Origin of the sequence: Dactylosporangium sp. NPDC051484, from assembly GCF_040689395.1 — a bacterium.
Lineage (GTDB): Bacteria > Actinomycetota > Actinomycetes > Mycobacteriales > Micromonosporaceae > Dactylosporangium.
The window spans coordinates 41,132-61,749 of sequence record NZ_JBFAZX010000002.1; the positions used below are offsets into that span (position 1 = coordinate 41,132).

At 73.8% G+C, this 20,618-nt stretch carries 16 protein-coding genes; 4 read left to right on the forward strand and 12 right to left on the reverse strand.

The features are described from left to right. Positions 1-173 precede the first annotated feature (173 nt). Positions 174-3,200 (forward strand): FtsX-like permease family protein, encoded by a 3,027-nt coding sequence (locus AB0367_RS04170; RefSeq protein WP_366224695.1) that lies wholly within the window; start codon positions 174-176, stop codon positions 3,198-3,200. Continuing rightward, a complete protein-coding gene (locus AB0367_RS04175) occupies positions 3,197-6,169 on the forward strand; it encodes a hypothetical protein (protein ID WP_366224696.1) in 2,973 nt (990 codons plus the stop codon). Before AB0367_RS04170 ends, AB0367_RS04175 begins: the two co-directional genes overlap by 4 nt. Positions 6,170-6,175: 6 nt before the next feature. Here the strand turns inward: AB0367_RS04175 and AB0367_RS04180 are convergent, their stop codons facing one another. The 12 genes from AB0367_RS04180 to AB0367_RS04235 form a co-directional block, all read right to left on the reverse strand. Further along, complete coding sequence (locus tag AB0367_RS04180; RefSeq protein ID WP_366224697.1) at positions 6,176-7,615, reverse strand: hypothetical protein; 1,440 nt, start codon at positions 7,613-7,615, stop codon at positions 6,176-6,178. Positions 7,616-7,728: 113 nt separating this feature from the next. Next, a complete protein-coding gene (locus tag AB0367_RS04185) occupies positions 7,729-9,192 on the reverse strand; it encodes a penicillin-binding transpeptidase domain-containing protein (protein ID WP_366224698.1) in 1,464 nt (487 codons plus the stop codon). A gap of 149 nt (positions 9,193-9,341) precedes the next feature. Continuing rightward, on the reverse strand, positions 9,342-9,896 hold the full coding sequence (locus AB0367_RS04190) for a histidine phosphatase family protein (RefSeq protein ID WP_366224699.1): 555 nt from the start codon (positions 9,894-9,896) through the stop codon (positions 9,342-9,344). A gap of 28 nt (positions 9,897-9,924) precedes the next feature. Beyond that, the gene (locus AB0367_RS04195; protein WP_366224700.1) at positions 9,925-10,257 is read right to left on the reverse strand and encodes a cupin domain-containing protein; all 333 of its coding nucleotides are present in this window, start codon (positions 10,255-10,257) and stop codon (positions 9,925-9,927) included. Between the two features lie 141 nt (positions 10,258-10,398). Further along, positions 10,399-11,304 (reverse strand): carbohydrate ABC transporter permease, encoded by a 906-nt coding sequence (locus AB0367_RS04200; protein WP_366224701.1) that lies wholly within the window; start codon positions 11,302-11,304, stop codon positions 10,399-10,401. Then, the gene (locus AB0367_RS04205; protein ID WP_366224702.1) at positions 11,301-12,197 is read right to left on the reverse strand and encodes a sugar ABC transporter permease; all 897 of its coding nucleotides are present in this window, start codon (positions 12,195-12,197) and stop codon (positions 11,301-11,303) included. The genes AB0367_RS04200 and AB0367_RS04205 overlap by 4 nt, the downstream gene beginning before the upstream one ends. 56 nt (positions 12,198-12,253) lie before the next feature. Then, positions 12,254-13,570 carry a sugar ABC transporter substrate-binding protein gene (locus tag AB0367_RS04210; RefSeq protein ID WP_366224703.1) on the reverse strand — a complete coding sequence of 439 codons (1,317 nt, stop codon included), beginning with the start codon at positions 13,568-13,570 and terminating at the stop codon, positions 12,254-12,256. A 105-nt stretch (positions 13,571-13,675) separates the two neighbouring features. Further along, on the reverse strand, positions 13,676-14,584 hold the full coding sequence (locus AB0367_RS04215; protein ID WP_366224704.1) for an aldo/keto reductase: 909 nt from the start codon (positions 14,582-14,584) through the stop codon (positions 13,676-13,678). Beyond that, positions 14,581-15,240 carry a ThuA domain-containing protein gene (locus AB0367_RS04220; protein ID WP_366224705.1) on the reverse strand — a complete coding sequence of 220 codons (660 nt, stop codon included), beginning with the start codon at positions 15,238-15,240 and terminating at the stop codon, positions 14,581-14,583. The genes AB0367_RS04215 and AB0367_RS04220 overlap by 4 nt, the downstream gene beginning before the upstream one ends. Continuing rightward, on the reverse strand, positions 15,237-16,670 hold the full coding sequence (locus AB0367_RS04225) for an aldehyde dehydrogenase family protein (RefSeq protein WP_366224706.1): 1,434 nt from the start codon (positions 16,668-16,670) through the stop codon (positions 15,237-15,239). The genes AB0367_RS04220 and AB0367_RS04225 overlap by 4 nt, the downstream gene beginning before the upstream one ends. Positions 16,671-16,755: 85 nt before the next feature. Next, on the reverse strand, positions 16,756-17,967 hold the full coding sequence (locus AB0367_RS04230; protein WP_366224707.1) for an ROK family transcriptional regulator: 1,212 nt from the start codon (positions 17,965-17,967) through the stop codon (positions 16,756-16,758). Positions 17,968-18,076: 109 nt separating this feature from the next. Then, a complete protein-coding gene (locus tag AB0367_RS04235) occupies positions 18,077-18,538 on the reverse strand; it encodes a peroxiredoxin (protein ID WP_366224708.1) in 462 nt (153 codons plus the stop codon). A gap of 363 nt (positions 18,539-18,901) precedes the next feature. On the opposite strand from AB0367_RS04235, the gene AB0367_RS04240 reads away from it, so the two are divergent. Next, positions 18,902-19,309, forward strand: a complete 408-nt coding sequence (locus AB0367_RS04240; RefSeq protein WP_366224709.1) for a nitroreductase family deazaflavin-dependent oxidoreductase — start codon at positions 18,902-18,904, stop codon at positions 19,307-19,309. Between the two features lie 273 nt (positions 19,310-19,582). After that, positions 19,583-20,455 (forward strand): hypothetical protein, encoded by an 873-nt coding sequence (locus AB0367_RS04245; RefSeq protein WP_366224710.1) that lies wholly within the window; start codon positions 19,583-19,585, stop codon positions 20,453-20,455. Positions 20,456-20,618: the final 163 nt, after the last annotated feature.

The following is a 20,618-nucleotide window of genomic DNA, read 5'->3' on the forward strand; positions in this document are numbered from 1 at the left end:
TACTTCGCCGATAGAATTCATATGTTAAATCGATGTCGTGATTGCGGACCGAGCCTGCCCGTTGGGTCTTGACATACGAGGGCTCGGCCATCGATGGTCGTGCGGTCGGGACGGGGCCGGCAGGTGGCCGCCGCCCGCGTGTCCGGTGATCGACGGCAGGCGATGGAGGCGGCATGCTCCAGCTCATACTCGGTGCATTGCGGCGGCGGCCGGCCCAAGCGGCCGCCGTGTTCGCGCTCGGGGCGTTGCTCTGCGCGATCGCCACCGCCGGGCCGCAGTTCGCCGCCGCGGCCATGGCCCGATCGGCCGCGGCCGACATCGACACCGCGGCGCCGGCCCAGCGGCTGCTCACCGTGCACCGCGGGGCGCCGGCCGTCGGGGATCCCGAGGGGGCGTTGGCCGAGTTCCGGCGTACCGTCGAAGCGATCTTGCCACCGGGTGGCGCGCGGCCCGTGCTCGGGCTGACCCGGACGCTCATCAGTATCACCGGCTCCACGCGGACCGCGCCGGTCGCCTACCGCGACGACGCGTGCGCCCACATGCGCGTCACGGGCGCGTGCCCGGACGCGGCGGGTGAGGCGGTGGTCAGCCGGCACGCGGCGAACATGCTCGGCGTCCACGAGGGCGACCCGCTCACGCTGCGCACCGAGGCGGGGCTGGAGGTGGCCCTGCGCGTCACCGGCGTCTACGAGCGCGCCGGGGACTCCGGCGAATACTGGGCGGAGCCGATGTTCTCCCCCGGGCGGATCGCGGCCGGCGAGGAGTCGCTCGACCCGGTGTTCGTCGATCTCGCGACGTTCGCCGATGCACACCTGGACGAGCCGACCGCCGTCTACACCGCGCCGCTGCCGTCGTGGCTCGTCGGCGGGCTCAGCGCCGGTGCGGTCGCCGAGCGGCTGGCGACGACGCGGACAACCCTGCGCGACAAGGGGTTCGACCTCGTGCCGCCGAGCGAGGAACTGCTGCGGGCGGTCGACGCCGACCGGGGCGCGATCCGGCGAGGGCTGTTCGCCGGGTGGGTGCAGGCGCTCGCGCTGTGCTGGCTGGCACTGGCCGTCGTCGGGCGGCACACCGCGCAGGACCGGCGCCACGACGTGGCGCTGCTCAAGCTGCGCGGCGCGACCCGGTGGCGGACCGCACGGCTGATCGTCGGGCAGCACCTGCTGCCGATGCTCATCGCCGTGCCCGCCGGGGTGCCGCTCGGCATCGCCGGAGCCCGGGCCGCGGCCGGCGCCGGGGTGCTCGCGGCCGACGGCGCGGCGATCGCGTGGCTCACCGCGGTGGCCGTCGCTGGCGCCCTCGCCGCCGGCGTCGTGGTGCTGGCGCTGGGAGAGGCGCCCGCCCTGCGCGCCCCGGTCGCGGCGCTGCTGCGGCGGGTGCCGCCGCGCGGGAGCGGGCGGCGGGTCGCGGTGGATGTGGTCGTGCTGGCCGTGGCCGCGGCGGCGCTGTACCAGGTGCGCGCCTCCGGGCCGGGCGGCGTCGGTGCGGCGGCGCCGGCGCTTGTCGCGCTCGCCGCCGCGACCGTGCTCGCCCGGCTGTTCGCCGCCGGCAGTGCGCGGCTGGGCGGTGGCGTGCTGCGGTACGGGCGGGTGCGCCTGGCCCTCGGCGCCCTGCGGTTCTCCCGCGGGCCGGGCGTCGACCGGATCTTTGTGATCATGGCGGTCGCGGTGGCACTGCTCGGGCTGGCCGCCGAGGGCGCCGCGGCCGGCCGCGCCCGGCGGGCCGAGCGGGTCAGCGTCGAGCTCGGCGCCGGGCAGGTGCTGACCGTGCGGGCGGCCAACCCGACCGTGCTGCTGGCCGCGGTGCGCCAGGCCGACCCGGAAGGGCGCACCGCGATGGCCGTGCTGGCTGACCCTGCGGCGTCCCCGCCGGTCCTCGCCGTCGACGCGGGCCGGGTCGCCGCCGTGGCCGACTGGCGCGCGCAGTACGGGCCGCCGGGCGCGCTGCGGCCGCCCGGGCCGCGACCCGACCCACTGCCGCTGGTCAACGGCTCGGCGCTCGCGCTCCGCGCCGGCAACGCCTCCGAGCGGCCGCTGCGGCTGTTGGTGACCCTGCGGCACGCCGCCGCGGGCGCCGACCTGACCGTGGCCCTCGGCCCAGTGCCGCCCGGCGAGCACGACGTGTCCGCCCCGGTCCGCGGCTGCGAGCCGCCGCCCGGGTGCCGGCTCGTCGGGCTGCGGCTGGCCGGGGAGCAGGACACGGACGGCCGGCCGGCGAAACCGCCGGGCGGCAGCGCGCTCACCGTCCGCACGCTGCGCCAACAGGGGCCCGACGCGGTGATCCTCGACGCGGCGAGCCTCGGCGACCAGCGGCGGTGGCGGGGCGCCGCGGCCGGCATCGGGATGGGCGTCGGGGCCCGGGCGGGCGCGCTGACGCTGCGGTACCCGCAGCGGGATGAGGACGCGGCGCCGGCCGACAACCATGCCTACGTCGTGGATACCCCGGCCGCTGTCCCGGTGATCCTTGCCGGGCCCGCGCCGAAGGCCTGGCTGGCCGGCGACCCGGCGCTGCCGCTGTTCGGCGCCACCGGCGTGCGGGTGCGGGTGGCCGCGACCGCGCCGCTGCTGCCCGTCTACGGTCCGGCCGGCGTGCTCGCCGACCTCGACGCCGTGCTGCGCGCCGCGCCGGACGCGGGGCTGATCGGCGTAGCGCAGGTGTGGATCGCCCGCGGCACACCGCCGGCGGCCGTCGACCGTCTCACCGAGCAGCTCGCCGCCGCCGGCGTGAGCGTCTCCGGCTCCGACACCGCCACCGCGCGCCTCGACCGGCTCGACCGCCACGGCGCCGCCCTCGCGGCCGGGTTCCAGCTGCTCGCCGCCGGCGCCGGGCTGCTGCTCGCGGCTGTGGCCGCCGCTGCGGCGGTGACCGTGCAGCAGCGGGCCCGGGTGCGGGAGTGGCACGCGCTGCGCGCACAGGGGCTGCCGGCCCGCGCCCCGGCCGCCGTGGAGGCCGGTGGGCAGGCGGCCCTCGCGGGGCTGGCCGGGATCGGTGGCGTGCTCGTCGCCGTCGTCGCCGACCGGCTCACCGGCGCCGCCGCGACCGCCGTCGCCGACGACTGGTCGTGGCTGCCGGCGCCGCAGGCGCTGCGCCCGGCCACGCTCGGCGCGGTCGGGCTGCTCGCCGTCGCGGTCCTCGCCGCGGCGTCCGGAGCCGCACTGCTCCCGCTGGCCCGCCGCCTGCGCGCGGAGGCCGGCCGATGATCTCCCTGGTGCTCGCGATGCTGCGCACCCGGCGCGGCCAGGCGGTGACCCTCGCCCTGCTGACCCTCGTGGTGGTCGGCGCGACCGTGGCCGTGCCCGGGTACCTGCGGGTGGTCGACCTCGCCGTCGTGCGCAGCGAGGTGACCGCGGCCGCGCCGGGCGAGCGCACCGTCGCGCTCGAGGCCATCGTGGACAGCCGCGACTCGGCCTCGGTCGACTTCACCGACGTGGCCGGGGCGCTGCTCACCGTGCCCGGCTTCACCCAGGCATACTCCGCCGAATTCCCGGCGGTCGGCATCGAGCCCGAGCCCCGCGACACGAGCCGCGTGACGTATCGCCAGGACGTCTGCACGCACCTGACCCTGCTGGCCGGGCGGTGCCTGCTCGGCTCCGGCGAGGTGGTGCTCGGCGAGCACACCGCCGAGCGGCTCGGGCTCGGCGCCGGTGACCCGATCGGCCTCGCGTTCGCCGTGCCGAGCAGCTCGCCGACCGGGACGATCTACGTCGCCCTGGGCCCGGCGACGCCGCTGACCGTCGTGGGCGTCTACCGGCCGGCCGAACCGCAGGAGGAGTACTGGGGACAGCACGACTACTTCGCGGTCGACGCAAGCGGCCGTGCCGGCGAGCCGGTGTTCGCCGACGCGGCGACCTTCGCGCTGATCAAGCGCAACCAGACCGCCGTGGCGGTCGACGCGACGGCCGCGCCGGCGACGTTCGATGCCGAGCGGCTGGGCCGGCTGCGGGGCGAGCTCGCCGAGCTCAAGGAGCGCGCGGCGCGGCTGAGCCAGCAGTTCGCCGTCCGGACCGACATCCCGAGCCTCGTCGACCGGGTCGAGCGCAGCCGGGCGCTGGCCCGCCAGACCGTGCCGGTTGGCGCGGTACCGCTGCTGCTGCTCGCCTATCTCGTGCTGTACCTGGCCGTCGACTACGGCGTCGAGGGCCGACGGCCCGAGCTCGCGGTCATCGCGTTGCGCGGCGGCGGCTGGTGGCACCGGTGGCTGCTGGCCCTCGGGGAGAGTGTCGCGGCCATCGCCGCCGGCGCGCTCGGCGGCTGCGTCGCCGGCCAGCTCGCCGTCGGCGCCATCGCCGCCTGGAAGTTCCCGGGCCTGGGCGTGGCGCTGTTCGACGCCGGCGCGCTGCAGCTCGCGCCCGTCACGGCGGCCGGCGCGGTGCTGGTCGCGCTGCTCGCCCAACGCCGGCACCTGTTCAGCCCGGTCGCGCAGCTGCTGCGCCGGGTCCGTTCCCGGGCGCCCGGCCGGCGCGTACCGATCGGCGAGATCCTCCTCGGCGTCCTCGCCGCCGCGGCGCTGGCCCAGCTGTTCCTCGGTGGCGGGCGGCTCACCGGCGTCGCGATGCTCGCGCCGGCCTTGACGATCCTCGTCCTCGCCGTCGCCGGCGCCCGGCTGGTCGCCCCGGCCGCCGGCGCGCTCGGCCGCGCGGCGCTGCGCCGCGGCCGGCTCAGCGCCGCGCTCGCCGCACTGCAGCTGGCCCGCCGCCCCGGCCCGCAGCGGCTGGTGCTGCTGCTCATCGCCTCCGTCGCGGTCCTCGGCTACGCGGTGGCCGGCGCCGACGTGTCGACAATGGACCGGGAGCTGGCCGCCCGGATCGGCACGGGCGCGCCCCGGGTCGTGACGGTCGTGCCGGTCACCCGCGAGCACCTGCTGCACGCGGTGCGCGCCGTCGACCCGCACGGCGACTTCGCCATGGCCGTCGCCCAGATCCCGGCCGGCGAGTCGGGAGAGCCGCCCAAGCTCGCCGTCGACGCCGGTCGGCTCGAGCGGGTCGTGGACTGGCTGCCGCAGTACGGGCAGCTCGGCGCCGGGCAGGTGGCCGAACGGCTGCATCCGGCGGCCCCGGACCCCGTCGTGGTCGCGGGCCAGGACGTCGCGTTCGACATCGACGTCGCCGACGTGCGCATGAGCGTGCCGGTGGAGGCCGGGCTGGTGCTGTCCTCGCGCACCGGCCGGGGCAGTGTGACCCTGCCGTTCAAGTTCGCCGCGCCGGGCCCGCAGGCGTTACGGCAGCGCACCCCGGTCTGTGCCGACGGCTGCCGCGTGGTCGCGCTGCACCTGCGGGCACAGAGCACGACCCCGACCAGCCTCGCGTTCACCATCACCCTGCACGGCCTCGGCTCCGCCGATCCCGCGCGCTGGCGGGCCACCGGCGGCACGCTCGCCGCCGGCCCCACCGGGCTGCGACTGAGCGTCGGCGCGCCGACCGGGATGCCCGACGGCGTCTGGCTCCAGCCGGTCGACGCCCCCTACCCGCTGCCGGTCCTGCCCGCCGGGACGGACCCGGGCCCCGCGCCGGTGACCGGGCTGGACGGGCGGCCGATCGAGGTGCGGGCCGTCGGGAGGGCCGAGGCGCTGCCCCGGCTGGGCACCAGCGGGACGCTGGTCGACCTGGAGTACGCCGACCGCGTCTCAACCGACGCGGGCAGCGCCACCCGGCCGGAGGTGTGGCTCAACGCCGACGCCCCGCCGGACGTGCTGACCAGGCTGGCCCGCGAGGGCCTCATCGTGACCGGCGACATCGGCGTCGAGAGCGCCCGGCGCCGCCTCGATGCTCAGGGACCGGCCCTGGCCATGTGGTTCCACCTGCTCGCCGGCGCGCTCGCCGTGCTGCTCGCCGCCGGCGGACTCGGCCTCATCGCCGGCGTCGACCGTGGCGGCCGTGGCGCCGACGAGGCGGCGCTGCGGACGCAGGGCATCTCCCGGCGTACCGTCCGGCGGGCGAAGCTGTGGACCTATCCGGCACTGGTGCTCATGGCCGGGCTGTTCGGCCTGGTCATCGCGCTGGCCGTGTGGCGGCTGACCGGATGGGCGCTGCCGGTGTTCGGCGAGGACGTGCCGGGGCTGCCGCTGCCGCGCTGGCCCGGTGCCCTCGCGGTGCCGGCGAGCTGGCTGGCCAGCGTCACGCTGCTGCTGGCGGTGGCGTGGCGGGCCGGCGGCCGGGCGGAGCAGTCCTAGCCGACGTCACGGGGCGGGCAGGAACGGGGTGATCACGTCGATCGGGGCGGTCGGCGGGGACTCGTCGCCGTTCGCGTCGACCGCGGTCAGGCGGTACTGGTGGCGTTCGGCGCCGCGGGTGCGCACGGTCACGGCGTTGCCCGGGTACGTGCCGACCACCGTGGCGCCGTCGTACAGGCGGTAGGCCAGGCCGGGCGACGGGGTCCAGGACAGCGGGACGTCGGCGTCGTAGGTGTTGACGGTCGTCGGCTGGGCCGCGTGGAAGCCGAGCGGGGCCGCCGGGCGGCCGGCGGGGCCTGGGAGCGTGGTCACGGTCAGCGGCGCCGAGGCGGACGTGTCGGGACAGCCGGGCAGCGAGCCCACCACACGCAGGCTGTGTGGCGAGGCCGGCGCCAGGCCGGTGAGCACCGCGGCCGGGTCGGTGACGGTGGCGACGGCGCTGTCGCCGTCCAGCACCGTGTAGGAGCCGGCGGTCGACTCGAGGATCCAGTCCAGGCGCAGGGTCGACGGGGTGACGGCGGTGGCGGTCAAGCGGGACGGGGACGGCGGGCGAACCGGGCAGGGAGCCGTCGCGGGAGACAGGACGGGGCTGTGTTCCGACTCGTTGCCTGCCACGTCCAGCGCCGCCACGGTGAAGCGGTGCACGGTGTTGTGGAACAGGCCGGTAATCGTCGCCGACGGGATCCAGGTCGTGGCGACCCGGTAGGCGCCGTCGTAGACCGCGAACTGGTGGACGTAGGAGCCATCGGACGGAGCCGACCAGGCCAGGCCGATCGAGCGGTCGGTCTGGGCGGTGGCGGCGAGGTTCCGCGGCGCGGCGGCCGCGTTGGTCGCGCCGGGCAGCGTGCGGACGGTGGCGTAGCCGACCGCCGGGGTGCGCGGGTCGCAGTTGACGCGGCGCAGGGCGATCGCGTATGCGGTGTCGGGGCTGAGGCCGCCGACGCGCAGGCTCGTGCCGGGCACGATGCCGTAGTCGCGGCCGTTGACCGTCAGGGCGAGCTGCGGCGAGGCCCGGCCCACCGACCAGCGCACCGACAGGGCGGAGGACGTCACGTCGAAGACGGTGAGGGGCGCGGGCTCGTCGCACTGGGGCGCCATGCCGGGCGTCCACGTGGTGCCTGTGAACGGCGCCGACGGGGGCGACTCCACGCCGTTGGCGGAGACCGCGGTCACCGTGTAGGTGTGGGTGGTGTTGACGCCGATGTACTGCATCGGGGCAGACGTCGTCGCCGTGCGCCGCACGACCGCGCCGCCCTCGTAGACGCGGAACGACGCGACCGCGGGACCGCCCGCCGGCTGGCGCCAGGACAGGGCGATGCCGGTGGCGGCGACCGAACCGCTCAGATCGGCCGGCGCCAGCGGGGCCGGGCCGGGGGCGGCGGCCACGGCGCCGCTGGTGCCGGCGAGCACGGTCAGCACGGCGGCCGGGGCGACGAGCGTACGCATCGGCGATCCTCTCTGCGGAGACGCCGAGAAACAGTAAATAAAGTTATCTGTTGATGTCAACGTCAGGCCGCAGGAGGACCGTGCCGGTCCGCTTCCTCAATGTCGCCGGATTGTCAGGCGGCGAAGGCGAGTTCCCGTGGCGGGGCGGTGAAGTCGCGGGCCGGCAGCGGGGCCAGGCCGTCGTGCTCGACCCCGGCGACCGCCCCGATGGCGCCCTCCGGCACGCCGGAGTCGATCTGGACCGCGCCACCGTTCACCCCCGGCGGGGTCGCGATCATGCCCCCGGTGACCAGTTGCGGCCCGGCGACCACCACGGAGAAGCTACGGCGGTCGCCGGTCTGGCCGGTCTGGCCGGACACCGGGCGGCCCACGGTGTCACGCACGGTCGTAGCCGGGACGTTGCCGGCGCCGCAGCGGTCGCCGAACGCGGAATGATCACCGAGCGGGCAGCGACCCGCGTCGATCGCAGCGCGGGCCACCTCCGGGCGGAGCACCGGCTCGCAGTGCGGCCCGACGCCGGGAGCCGGCCGGCCGCTGGCGTCGACGACCCGGGCGACGGGCAGCGGGTCGCAGCGGGTGCCGTCGGCGGCCAGGGTGGCATACGCGTTGGCCAGGTCCAAGGCGGTGGTCGACGAGACGCCGAGGGTGAACGCGCCCCACGACGCGCTGTTCGGCGGCTCGCTCAGCAGCCGGTCCGCCTGGCTGCGGAAGGTGATACCCAGGCGCTGGGCCATGGCGACCACCTTGTCCGCGCCGACCCGCTCCTCGAGCGCGACGAAGTACGTCACCACCGCGTGGCCGAACGCGTCCCACATGGTGCGGCGCCCCGACAGGTACGCCGAGTCGCCGGCGTTGGCGGGGCACCAGTGCCCGCCGTGGCAGGCCACCGCGCTCTGCGGGTCGATGACGTACTTCGACTCGTACACCCGCTTCGTGTCGATCGTGTGGTCCAGCGTCAGGCCGCCCTCCAGCGCTGCGGCCAGCGTGAACATCATGAAGGGCGCGCCGGCCGCCTCGCCGGGCGTGTTCGCATCGCCGGCGACGAGTGGGTCCACCAGGTCCGGTCCGGCGGATCGCCACACCGGCTGGTCCGAACCGGCCGGACTGGGGGCCGGCGGGCGGCGGAAGTTGCGGTTCACGGCCATCGTCCTGACCAGGCCGCTGCCGGGTTCGATCGCGGCCAGCGAGAACACCTTCGGGTCGCTGACCGGCAGGAGCTGGTCGACCCGCTGCTTCGCGCCGGCCTGCAGCCGTGGGTCGAGCGAACCGCCGATGCGGTACCCACCGTGCCGCAGACGATCGAGCCGCTGCGCCTCGTCGGCCCCGAAGGCGGCCTGCGCCTGCCACCACGTGACCACATAGTCGCAGAAATAGCCCCAGTGGTTGACCGGCACTCGCAGGCAGCTCTCGCGGGGATCGTCGGTGTCGAACCGCGCGATCAGCGTCGTGTCGTCGGCCGCGTACAGCTCCGAGGCCCGCGGCCGGGGCGACGCCGACGCATCGGGCAAGGCCGCGTCCCGGGAACGCCAGAGGACGACACCCACCACGGCGCCGACCACCAGGACGACGACCGCCACCGCCAGCACCGCACGCCGGCCACCCGGCCCGGATCCACGCGCCGACTCGATGATCGATTCGCTCCTTGATTCGCGCCCCATCGCCGCCCCCGCCGTCCGCTCGGTCGCTGTGAATGTTCAACACTACCGATCGACGGCGGCGTGCGGTGTCATGCCACGACCCGGTTCGTGGGGCCGAGCCGATACTCCCATCCTTCCCGCCAGCCGAAGTCGGCGGTGATCAGCTCGTCCAGCGGCACGCCGTCGACCAGATGATCCAGCGCCCACCGGGTCGCCACGTGACCGATGACCAGCACCCGCTGTCCGGCCCAGCGGGACGCCACGTCGTCGAGGGCGCCTGCCACCCGCCGCACGGCCTGCCGCCAGCTCTCGCCATTCGGATACGGCCGGTCCAGATACTGCTCCCGGTGCTCGTGCAGGTCCGCTGCCGGCATGCCGTTGCAGTCGCCGTAGTCGCACTCCCGGAGGCGCCAGTCGTGGAAGATCGGCACGGTCTCATCCGGAAACGCCAGCTCCGCGGTCTCCACCGCGCGGCGAAGGTCGGAGGTCAGCACCACGTCGACGTCGCCCCGTCGGCGCCGGCCGAGCTCGGCTGCGAGGTCGCGGCCGCGCGCGGACAACCGTCCGGGGAGCCAGCCGCTCGCCACACCTCGATCGTTGTCCTCACTCCAGGAGTGCGTCTCGAAAACGATTCCAGTCGACATGGTTGAGCTCCGTGTGCTTCGCGCCGCGTCAGGAAGTCTTGGCGACTGTCAGCAGGGCTGCGGCGTCCTCGATGGCTTCCAAGCTGTGCCGGGCGGACGGCACGATGAGCAGATCCCCGGCAATGCCCTCCCAGGAGGTCTCGCCGCTGTGCAGCCGCACGCGCCCGCGCAGCACCAGCAGCGTCGCCTCGCCGGGGTTCTCGTGCTCGGCCAGCGTCGCGCCGGCGCGCAGTGCGATGAGGGTCTGCCTCAGGGCGTGCTCGTGGCCGCCGAAGAGGGTCTCGGCGCTGCGGCCGGCGGAGGAGGCGGCCGCGCGTTCCAGGTGCTCGCGTACCCGGGCGTCAAGAGAGAGCTTCTGCATGGGGCGGGTCTTCCGTTTCGGGTCAGTGGCGGACGCCGATGCATGGGGCGGACGGCAACGCGGCTGCCGTCAGGATATAGGGCCGCCACTGGTACCGCGGCGCAATGCTCCGGTCCAGTGACACGGCGAGCAGGGCGGTCGTCATCGGACCGCCCCGGTGACGAGGTCGATCCGCCAGTACCGCTGCAGGGAAAGGAACAGCGCGATGACCGGCAGCACCGACAGCAGGGTGCCGGTGATGACCAGCGAGTAGAGCGAGGCCTCGGCCGCGCCGTGGCGCAGCATGCTGTAGAGGCCGACCGTGAGCGGGAACTTGTCGTCGTCGGCCACCATGACGAACGGCAGCAGGAAGTTGTTCCAGATGACGATGAACTGCAGCAGGAACACGGTGATCAGGCCGGGCACCATGAGTCGCAGGCCGACGGAGCGGAAGAGCCGGAACTCGCCGGCGCCGTCGATGCGGCCGGCCTCCAGCAGCGAGTCATCCACGGAGGCGGCGGCGTAGATGCGGCACAGGTAGATGCCGTACGGATTGAACAGCTGCGGCAGGATCACGCCCAGGTAGCTGTTGGTGAGGCCGACGTGGGACAGCAGCAGATACTGCGGGATCGCCAGCACGATCTGCGGTAGCAGCACGCCGGCGAGGATCACGTTGAACAGCGCGGTGCGCCCGGCGAACTCGTACTTCGCCAGCGCGTATCCGGCCGCCGCGGAGACCGCCGACGCCAGGACCCCGCCGGCGAACGCGTACAGGAAGCTGTTGAACATCCAGCGCCAGAAGATCCCGTCACGGTACGCCGAGAGCTCCCGCACGTTGCGCACCAGCCCGTCGTCGAGGCTCGGCAGGTACGTCGCGGTCGAGAAGAGGTCCGCGGACGACTTGGTGGCGGCGATGAGGATCCACAGCGTCGGCACGATGCAGTAGACGGCGCCGAGGACGAGCGTCGCGGTGGGCAGCACGGCGGTGCCGCGCCGGGTGCGGCCGCCGGGCTCGCGGTCCCGGGGCGCTGTGCGGGGCGGTGCGGCATCGACGGTCGCGGTGCTCACCGGCCGGCCCCGGTGACGCGGGCCTGCACGATGCGGGCGGCGGCGAACGACACGATGAGCGCGGCGACGGTGAGGACGACGGAGGTGGCCGCGGCCGTGTGGATGTCGGAGTTGACGAACGCGTCGGTGTTCACCTTCATGAGCGGCACCCAGGTCGAGGAGATGGCGTTGGACAGGGGTTTGAGGGTGTTCGGCTCGTTGAACAGCTGAGCCGAGGCGAGCACGGTGAACAGCGTGCACATGGTGATCGCGGGCAGCACGAGCGGCACCTTGATGCGCAGCGCGATCTGCCACTCGGAGCTGCCGTCCATGCGGGCCGCCTCGTAGATCTCCGGCGGCAGGGCGCGCAGGGCGGTGTAGATGACGACCATGTTGAAGCCGACGGCGCCCCAGACGACGATGTTGGCGACCGAGCCGTAGATGCCGGCGGCGCTGAAGTAGTTGAGGTGGTCGCCGCCGATGGGGCTGGTGGCGGGCAGGTACATGAAGCCCCACAGCAGGGTGGCGATGGCGCCGGGCACCGCGTAGGGCAGGAAGATGAGCAGCCGGGCGGCGCGGGTGAAGCGGGCCCGGGCGGTGTCCAGCAGCAGGGCGAACAGCAACGCCAGCCCGATGGTGACCGGGACGGTGACGGCGCCGACCGCGAGCATGCGCAGGACGCTGGACCACAGCTGCGCGTCGGCGAGGACCTGGCGGTAGTTGTCGAGGCCGACGAAGACCACTTTGGAGCCGGCGCCGAGCAGCCCGCCGGCGACCTTGCGCCGCTGCAGGCTCAGCAGTACGGCGTAGGCGCCGGGGGCCAGGATGGAAAGCACGAACAGCAGGGTGCCCGGCAGGACCAGCACATAGGGCAGCGCGCTGCGCCGGCGCCGTCGGAGGGGTTGCGTCGTCAACGTCCGCCTCTCTCGTCGGGTGGCGGGCCGCCGGCGCACCGGCGGCCGCCACGGGGCTAGCCGAGCGTGAAGCCGAGCTTCTTCATGTCGGCCGTGGTGCTGTCCTGGATGGTGTCGAGGGCGGCGCTGAAGGAGGTGCCGTTCTGCAGGGCCTGGCCGAAGGCGTCGGTGTAGCCGCGGAACGTGACCGTCACGTTGGGGCCCCAGATGGAGAAGCTGCGCGAGGACGGGGCGACGGCCTTGACGACGGTGTAGAAGTCGGGCTGGTTGGGCAGGAACGCGGGCGGCTTCTGCAGGATCGGCAGCGACCGGCCGGAGGTCGAGGCGGGGTACACGTTGATGTTCTCGACCTGGGCCGCGACGGCGGTGTCGTCGGCGTTGAGCCAGGAGAGGAACTGCGCGGCCTGGGCCGGGTGGGTGGAGTCGGCGGTGACGGTCACCGCGGAACCGCCCCAGATGCCGGTGGTCTTGTCGCCGGCGGTCCAGGCGGGTAGCGGCGCCGCCGCCCACTTGCCCTTGGTCTGCGGCGCGATGCCGCCGAGCTGGGCGGGCGCCCAGGCGCCGGAGATCCAGGTGGCGATGCTGCCGTCGTTCATCTGCTTGTTCCACTGCGGCGAGAACGACGGGTTCTTCAGCACGAGGCCGCTCTTGACCAGGCCCTGCCAGTAGTCGGCGACCTTCTTCGACTCGGGCCCGTTGATGTTCACCTTCCAGGTGCTGCCGCTGGCGCTCCACCAGTCGGCGCCGGCCTGCTGGACGAGGCCGGTGAACCAGCCGGGGTCGGCGGCGTCGAAGTTGGTCATGGCGACGTTCGGCGCCTTCTGGTGCAGGGTGGCGGCCTCCTGGGCGAACTGCTCCCAGGTGGTGGGGACCGCCAGGCCGTATTGCCCGAAGAGGTCGACGCGGTAGAACAGCATCAGCGGGGCGACGTCCTGCGGGATGCCGTAGATCTTGCCCTCGAGCTTCGTGGCGCTGAGGGTGGCGGTGTCGAAGTTGGCGACCGCCTGCTTGGTGTATTCGGTGATGTCGCGCACGACACCGTTGGAGACCAGGGCGGGCAGCGACTGGTACTCGACCTTGGCGATGTCCGGGCCGTTCTTGGCCTGGTGGGCGCTGATCATCTTGCTGACGAGCTGGTCGCCGCCGGCCGGGTTGGACACGGTGACGTGGATGTCGGGGTGAGCGTCGTTCCACAGCGCGACGACCTTGTCCATGTTGGGATCCCAGTCCCAGAAGGTCAGCTCGACCTTGCCTCCGGCGCCGGTGGCGGCCGCGTCGGGGGCGTCCTTGCTGCTGGAGCAGCCGGCCATGAGGGCGAGGCCGGCGGCGAGCAGGCCGGCCAGCAGCGGGCCGGAGCGGGTTCGGAATGGCATGTCGATTCCTCACTCGGGGGTGTCGGGTGCGAAGCGAGAGCGACTTTTCCTACGACTTAAGGTAAGTCGTGAGCATCGGACGGTCAATCGTGCGGTTCGGAAGGGTCAGGCGGCCGGCAGCGGCCGGTCGGCGCCGACGAGGTCCTCGTCGCGCAGCTCGGCCCAGAACGCGGCGGGGATCGGGTGCGCCGCCGCGGCGAGGTTGTGCTCGATCTCGGCGGCCGACTTGGCCCCGATGAGCACGGAGGCGGCCGCCGGGTGGGCGGCGGCGAACTGCAGGGCGGCGGCGATCAGCGGCACCCCGTGCCGCCGGCCGACGTCCTCGATGCGGGCCACCCGGGCCAGCACGTCCGGCGGTGCCGGCCGGTATTCGTAGCTCGCGCCGGGCACCGCGCCGGTGGCCAGGATACCGCCGTTGAGCACCGCGCCGAGCACGACGGCGACGCCCCGCTCGGCGCAGGCGGTGAACAGCTCGTCGGCCTCGTACTGCTGCAGCAGCGTGTAACGGTTGGCCAGCAGGATGACGTCCATGTCGGTCTCGCGCACGAACCGGTGCAGCATCGCCGTCTGGTTCATGCCGGCGCCGACCGCGCCGACCGCCCCGCTCGCGCGCAGCTCGGCCAGGACCGGCCAGGCCTCGTCGATCGCGGCGGCCCAGTGGTCGTCGGGGTCGTGGAGGTACACGATGTCGATCCGGTCCGTCCGCAGCCGGCGCAGGCTCTCCTCCAGCTGGCGGCGCACCGCGTCCCGGCCGAAGTCGAAGACCGTGGTGCCGCCTGCCACGCTGCGGCCGACCTTCGTGGACAGCACCGGCCGCGGGGTGCGGCCGGAGCCCGCGAGGAAGGCGCCGAGGCGCTCCTCGGCCAGGCCGGCGCCGTAGAAGGGGGCGGTGTCGAAGTACCGGATGCCGAGCTCCCCGGCCCGCTCCAGGCAGCGTTGCGCGGCCGGGGCGTCGACCAGGTCGGGCAGGATGCCCAGCGGCGCGGTGCCGAACCCGAACCGTCCGAGGTTCATCGGCTGGCCCAGATCAGGCCGCGCGCGGTGAGGGTGTGCACCTGCGGCTGGCGCAGGTCCTCGATGCGGTGCCCGATGGCGGAGAAGAAGATCCGGCCGCGGCCCCACTGCCGGGTCCACACGACCGGCATGCCGACCGCGCCGTCGCCCTGCCCGCCGTCGGCCGGGTCGACGACCGTGCTGGCCAGGACGTGGTTGCGGGCGTCGGTGAGCATCCAGTACTGCTCGGTGTGCACGGTAAAGTCGCCGATCCCGGCGACGATCGGGTGCCCGGCGTGCTCGGGCTCGATGCGCACCCGGTGGTCGAGGAACTCCTCCGGGTGGTGCAGGAACAGCCCGCCGACCATGCGCAGGTATTCACGGTCGTCGGCGAAGGTGGCGACCAGCCCGCCGTGCCAGCCCGCGAGGCCGGTGCCGGCGTGCACCGCCGCGCGCAGGCCGGCGCTCTGCTTGTCGGTGAGCTCGCCGCCGGTCCAGCACTGCACGATGAGGTCGGTGGCGGCCAGCAGGACCTCGTCGCGGTACACATCGAGGTCCTCGGCGATCGTCACGTCGAAGCCGGCGTCGGCGAGGGCGGGGCGGAACAGCTCGGTGGTCTCGACCGGGGCGTGGCCCTCCCAGCCGCCGCGGACGACCAGGGCGCGGCGCGCGGTCACCGCCGGCCAGCCGGATCGGCGGTCCAGTCCGGCAGGGTCAGCGGCTCGCGCTGCAGGCCGATCCACTGGCGTCTGGTGAAGCCCGGCATCTGGTTCTCGGCGCCGTGGCGGGCGTGGGCGTCGTTGACGTGGACCTCGCCGGCCTGCAGCCGCTCGGCGACGGCCAGGCCGCGCACGAGGTCGGCCGTGAACACCGAGTCCATGAGCATCGGATAGCCGTTGACCAGCTCGATCGCCTCCTCCTGCGTGTCCACCACCGTGATCGGGATGATCGGTCCGAAGATCTCGTCACGGAACGCGGGCATGTCGGGGGTGACGCCGGACAGCACCGTCGGGCGGTAATACAGGCCATCGTACGTGCCGCCGGTGACGAGCTTCGCGCCCATGGCCATCGACGGCTCGACGATCTCGCGGTGCAGCCGGTCGCGCTGGGCCTCGCTGATGAGCGGGCCGAGGTCGGACGCCGGGTCGAGGGGGTCACCGACGACGAGGGCCTCGGCGCGGCGGGTCACCGCGTCGAGATAGCGCTCGGCGACGGCGCGCTGCACGATGTGCCGGCTGGCGCTGATGCAGGTCTGGCCCTGGAACTCCAGGGAGGCGACCATGGCGGACGAGGCGGCGAGGTCGACGTCGGCGTCGTCGAGCACGACGAAGGCGTTGGAGCCGCCGAGCTCGAGCCGGACGTTGCGCAGGTCGGTGGCGGCCGATGCGGCGATGGCCAGGCCGACCGCCCGGGAGCCGGTGAAGTCGAGCAGGTCGACGCCGCGGTGCTCGGCGAGGGCGTGCCCGGCGTCGTGCCCGTCGCCGGTGACGACGTTGAACACGCCGGGCGGCAGCCCCACCGCGGCGGCGGCGCGGGCGAGCACCTGGCCGCCGATGACCGGGGTCAGCTCGGCCGGCTTGAGCACGACGGTGTTCCCGAAGGCCAGGCCGGGCGCGACGGCGCGCATGGCGAGGTTCATCGGGTAGTTCCAGGGGGTGATGATGCCGAGCACGCCGAGCGGGACGGCGCGGGACATGGAGAGCTTCCCGGTCTTGTACGGCTGGAGCAGCTCCCCCGCGCTGTCGGTGGCCTGCACGGCGGAGATCTGCAGCTGGCGGACGCTCGCGCCGACCTCGTCCTCGGCCTTCGCCCGCACGCCGCCGGTCTCGCGCATGCTCTGCCGGACGAGGTCCTCGTAGTGCGTCTCCAGGTAGTTGCCGAAGCGGCGCAGGTACGCGGCCCGCTCGGGGGCGCCCAGGGCGGCCCAGCCGGGCTGGGCGGCGCGGGCGGCTCGCACGGCCAGGTCGACGTCGGCGGCATCGCCGCGGGCGTAGGTGCCGATCCGGGCGCCGGTCGCTTTCTCCAGCACCGGGCCGGTGCGGCCGCCCAGGGGGTCGCGGAAGGTGGCGTTGATGTAGTGCTGGCCGTCGCCGGCAGGACTGGTCATGCGCAGGACTCCCGTGCCGAGGCTTACGTTACGACTTAAGGTAAGTGTCGAGGGGAATGCCCGTCAATGGCTCGCGGCCAACTGGTCAGCGGGACTGCGGGAGCTCTCCGGTCGAGAGGATCTGCACCACCGGGAGCGTGGCGGCGCCGAGGGCGACGGCGTCCGTGCCGAGCTCGCCGAGCTGGATCTGCAGCTGGTCGTAGAGATACGGCAGGGAGTGCCGGCGGGCGGCGGCGCGCACGGCGGGCAGGATCTGCGGCCCGATGACCTCGGCGACCCAGCCCGCGAGGACGACCCGGTCCGGGCTGAGCAGGTTGACCAGGTTGGCGATGCCGATGCCGAGGTATTCGGCGGTGGTCTCCAGCACGCTCGCCGCCGGCCCCGGCCCGGCCGCCCGGGCCGCGAGTTCGGCGAGGCGGGCCTCGGTGCCGACGGCCTCGATCGGCTCGCCGCCGGCCAGGGCCGCGTAGCGCGACAGGACGGCCTCGGCGCCGACATACGCCTCCAGGCAGCCCCGCGAGCCGCACCGGCAGGGCGCGCCGCCGGCCATGATGACCGTGTGGCCCCACTCACTGGTGCTGCTGGTCGACTCCCGCGAGTCGGGGCCGGTCGCCAGGGCGGCGCCGATGCCGACGCCGAGCAGGGCGACGACGCTGCGGCTGGCCCCGCGGCCGGCGCCGCGCCACATCTCGGCCTGGCCGAGGGTGCGGGCGCAGTTGTCGATGTACAGCGGGACGGTGACGCTCTCCTCGAGCATCTTGTCCAGGCGCACCCCTGACCAGCGCAGGGTCGGCGCGTGCACGGCGGTGCCCGTCCCGGTCGGCTGCACCGCCCCGGGCACGCCCACCCCGACGCCGAGCAGGCTGCCCGGGTCGACGCCGGCCTCGGCGCTGACCTTCGCGATGCCGGCGCTGACCATCCAGGCCACCGCCTCCGGCTCGAGGCTGGTCTCGGCGATGCCGAAGGTGGTGGTGGCGATCCGCCGCAGCGTCCAGTCGAAGAGCCCGACCTGGACGTGGGTCTCGCCGATGTCGACCCCGACCACCTTGCCGAACTCGGGCCGCACCCGCAGCAGCGCCCGCGGGCGCCCGCCGTCGGAGTCCTCGGAGCCGACCTCGGCGATCATGCCGTCGTTGACCAGGTCGCCGACGACGTTACTCACCGAGCCGGAGCTGAGCCGGGAGGCTCGCACCAGCTCAACGCGGCTGGCGGCGCCCTGGTGGTAGATGAGCGACAGCAGCGCCGCCCGGTTGCGCCGGCGCAGGTCGCGCGTCGTGTGGCGCATCGCGAGGGTCACGGCACCAATTCTGCCAGACATCCCGCCGCGCGCCCCGGTCCGACCGCGCGGCCCAGTTCGGCGTGACGGCGCCGTGCGGTCCGCGGATCGCTGCGGCGCCCTCCCCCAGTCAGGCGCCGCGCCGCTTGCGCAACGCCTCCACGGCCTTGTCGGCGTGCACGTCCATCCGGATCTCGCTCTTGATGATCTCGAGAATCCGGCGGTCGGTGTCGATGACGAAGGTGACCCGCTTGGTCGGGGTGAGCCCGAACGCACCGCGCTTCACGCCGAATTGTGCGCGTACGGTGCCGTCCGCGTCGGACAGCAACGGATAGCCCAGCCCGTGGCGAGTGGCGAACTCGGACTGGCGTTCGACGGCGTCACCGCTGATCCCGACGGGCTGCCCGCCCACCGCCTTGAGATCGGCGGCGATATCGCGGAAGTGGCAGGCCTCGGCTGTGCAGCCGGGGGTCAGGGCCGCGGGGTAGAAGAACAGCACCACCGGCCCGTCCGCGAGCAGCCCGGTCAGCGACCGTGCCACGCCCTGGTCGTCTCGCAGTTCGAAGTCTTCGACGATGTCGCCGACATCCATGCCAACCACCCTTACTGAGGGAACGTCTCTCTTCGTTGACATCCTCCCCCACGCCTGAAGACGGGGCATTCCCCGTGGCAGATCCGACGACAGCAAAGCGCATCACCGTGCCTGCGCGGGTAGCGGCATCTGCCGCCGCTCGGACGCGCAGCGGGCCACCGAACGTCACAGCTGGTGACCGGCCCGGCGGAGCCGAGGATGTCCGCAACCGCCGATGTCCGGGTTGCCCCGAACGGCAGTCCATAATGTCAGATGGTGCACGATCACGCCGCGAACCGAGCGCTACGTACTGTCACCGCTGCACTGCGGCCGGACTGCCAGCATTATGATTGAGGAGCCGGTACGCAGGGCCGAGGAGACGTCATGAGCGACTGGAATGACAAGATCATCGGTGAGTTTCGCGCCAACGGCGGGCAGGTCGGCGGTCAGTTCACTGGCGCACCCCTGCTGCTGTTGCACACGGTCGGCGCCAAGAGCGGCCGGTCTCACGTGAACCCGGTGATGTACCAGCAGGTGGACAGCGGCTACGCCGTGTTCGCGACCAAGGGCGGTGCTCCCACCAATCCCGACTGGTACTACAACCTGCTCGCTCATCCGCGGGTCCAAGCGGAGATCGGTACGGGCAAGGTCGAGCTGATCGCCAGAGTGGCCGCAGGGGGCGAGCGGGAACAGATCTGGAGCGCGCAGAAGGCCGCATATTCCGGCTTTGCCGACTACGAGCGGAAGACTACCCGCCAGATCCCAGTCGTCGTACTGGAACCTGCGCCGTAGGCGGAGACGGCACAACCCCAGTGCCGCCGGTCCGGCGCATATCCGCGGGTGGCTGGTTGTGGTCCGGTCGCGAAGGCGCTGCCGCGTCTCCTCCTGGCCCGGCGCGATCGCCTTCGCCCGGTGCTCGCGCACGACGGTGACAGGCGCCGCGAGCGCTTGGGCCCATTCGGGCAGAAGCCGCCGTCGTGTTGGCCTGCCGCAGCGCGAGTCGCCAGGTCGCCGCCAAGATACTCACTCGCGCCGTGCGCCGCGGCTGCGGCAGCATGGTCGCCTATGGGGAGCCGGGCGAACTACGTCGTCATCGAGCGGGGCGAGACGTCCATGGGCTGGTCGCGATGGGGCGGCCAGCGCATTGTGGCCGACCTGATGGCCGGTCCTGAGGCGGCGACCGCGGCGCTGCGGCCGTCGGAGCCGCCCGAACCCCCGCCGCCGAACACCGCCGAGGCCCTGCGGTGGACGGGCATCATGCCGGTCGACGAGCTCATGACCGATGTGTACTGCGAGGGCGCCGCCGTCATCGACCACGACCGGCGGGTGCTGCTGGCCTTCCAGTGGTCCGACGACTACGAAACCTTCGTCAACGGGCTCGCCGGTCTCGCCGAGGCGTGGCCGGGCTGGCACGTGCGCTGGGCGTTCGACGGGGTGCTCGACGTCGCGGCGTACCTCGGCCAGGACCCCGACCCGCTGCGCGAGGCGCCCGACCCGCCCATGCCCCCGGACGGCCCGGCGCCGTTCGATGGCCCGGACGACCGCCCCGAGGACTGGCTCGACCACTGGTACCAGGGCACGCTGAGCGTCCGGCGCCCCGACGGCTCGCTGGAGCTGTACCTGACCGCCGACAACCCGACGGCGATCGCCTACACCACCGCCGAGAGGGTCGAGGCACTGGGGCCCGGGTACACCAGCCTGGAGCGCTCGGAACTGCCACGCTGGGGCCTGCACCTCGACCAAGCCACCCGCGCCGGCGCGCTGTGGTGCATCGACCGGCTCGAGGGCACCCTCCACGATCTGTCGCCGAACTGGCCTGGCTGGACCTGGACGCTGTGGGGCGGCGATGTCCGCAGGCAACTCGACGCCTGCGGCGGCGCGCTGCGGGTGCCACCGCTGCCGGCCCGACTACGTCACATGCAAGCGGTCGGCCTATAAGCGGCCGTCGTGATACGAACTGCACCGTGTCCGAACCCGACGTAGTCGAGGACGAAGACGAGGCCGTTCCTGTCCGGCAATCTTCATCCGGTACGCCAGATCAGCGTCGACGGCCCACTGCCATTGCCGAAAGCCGCATCCACTCTGGTAGAAGAGACGGCGG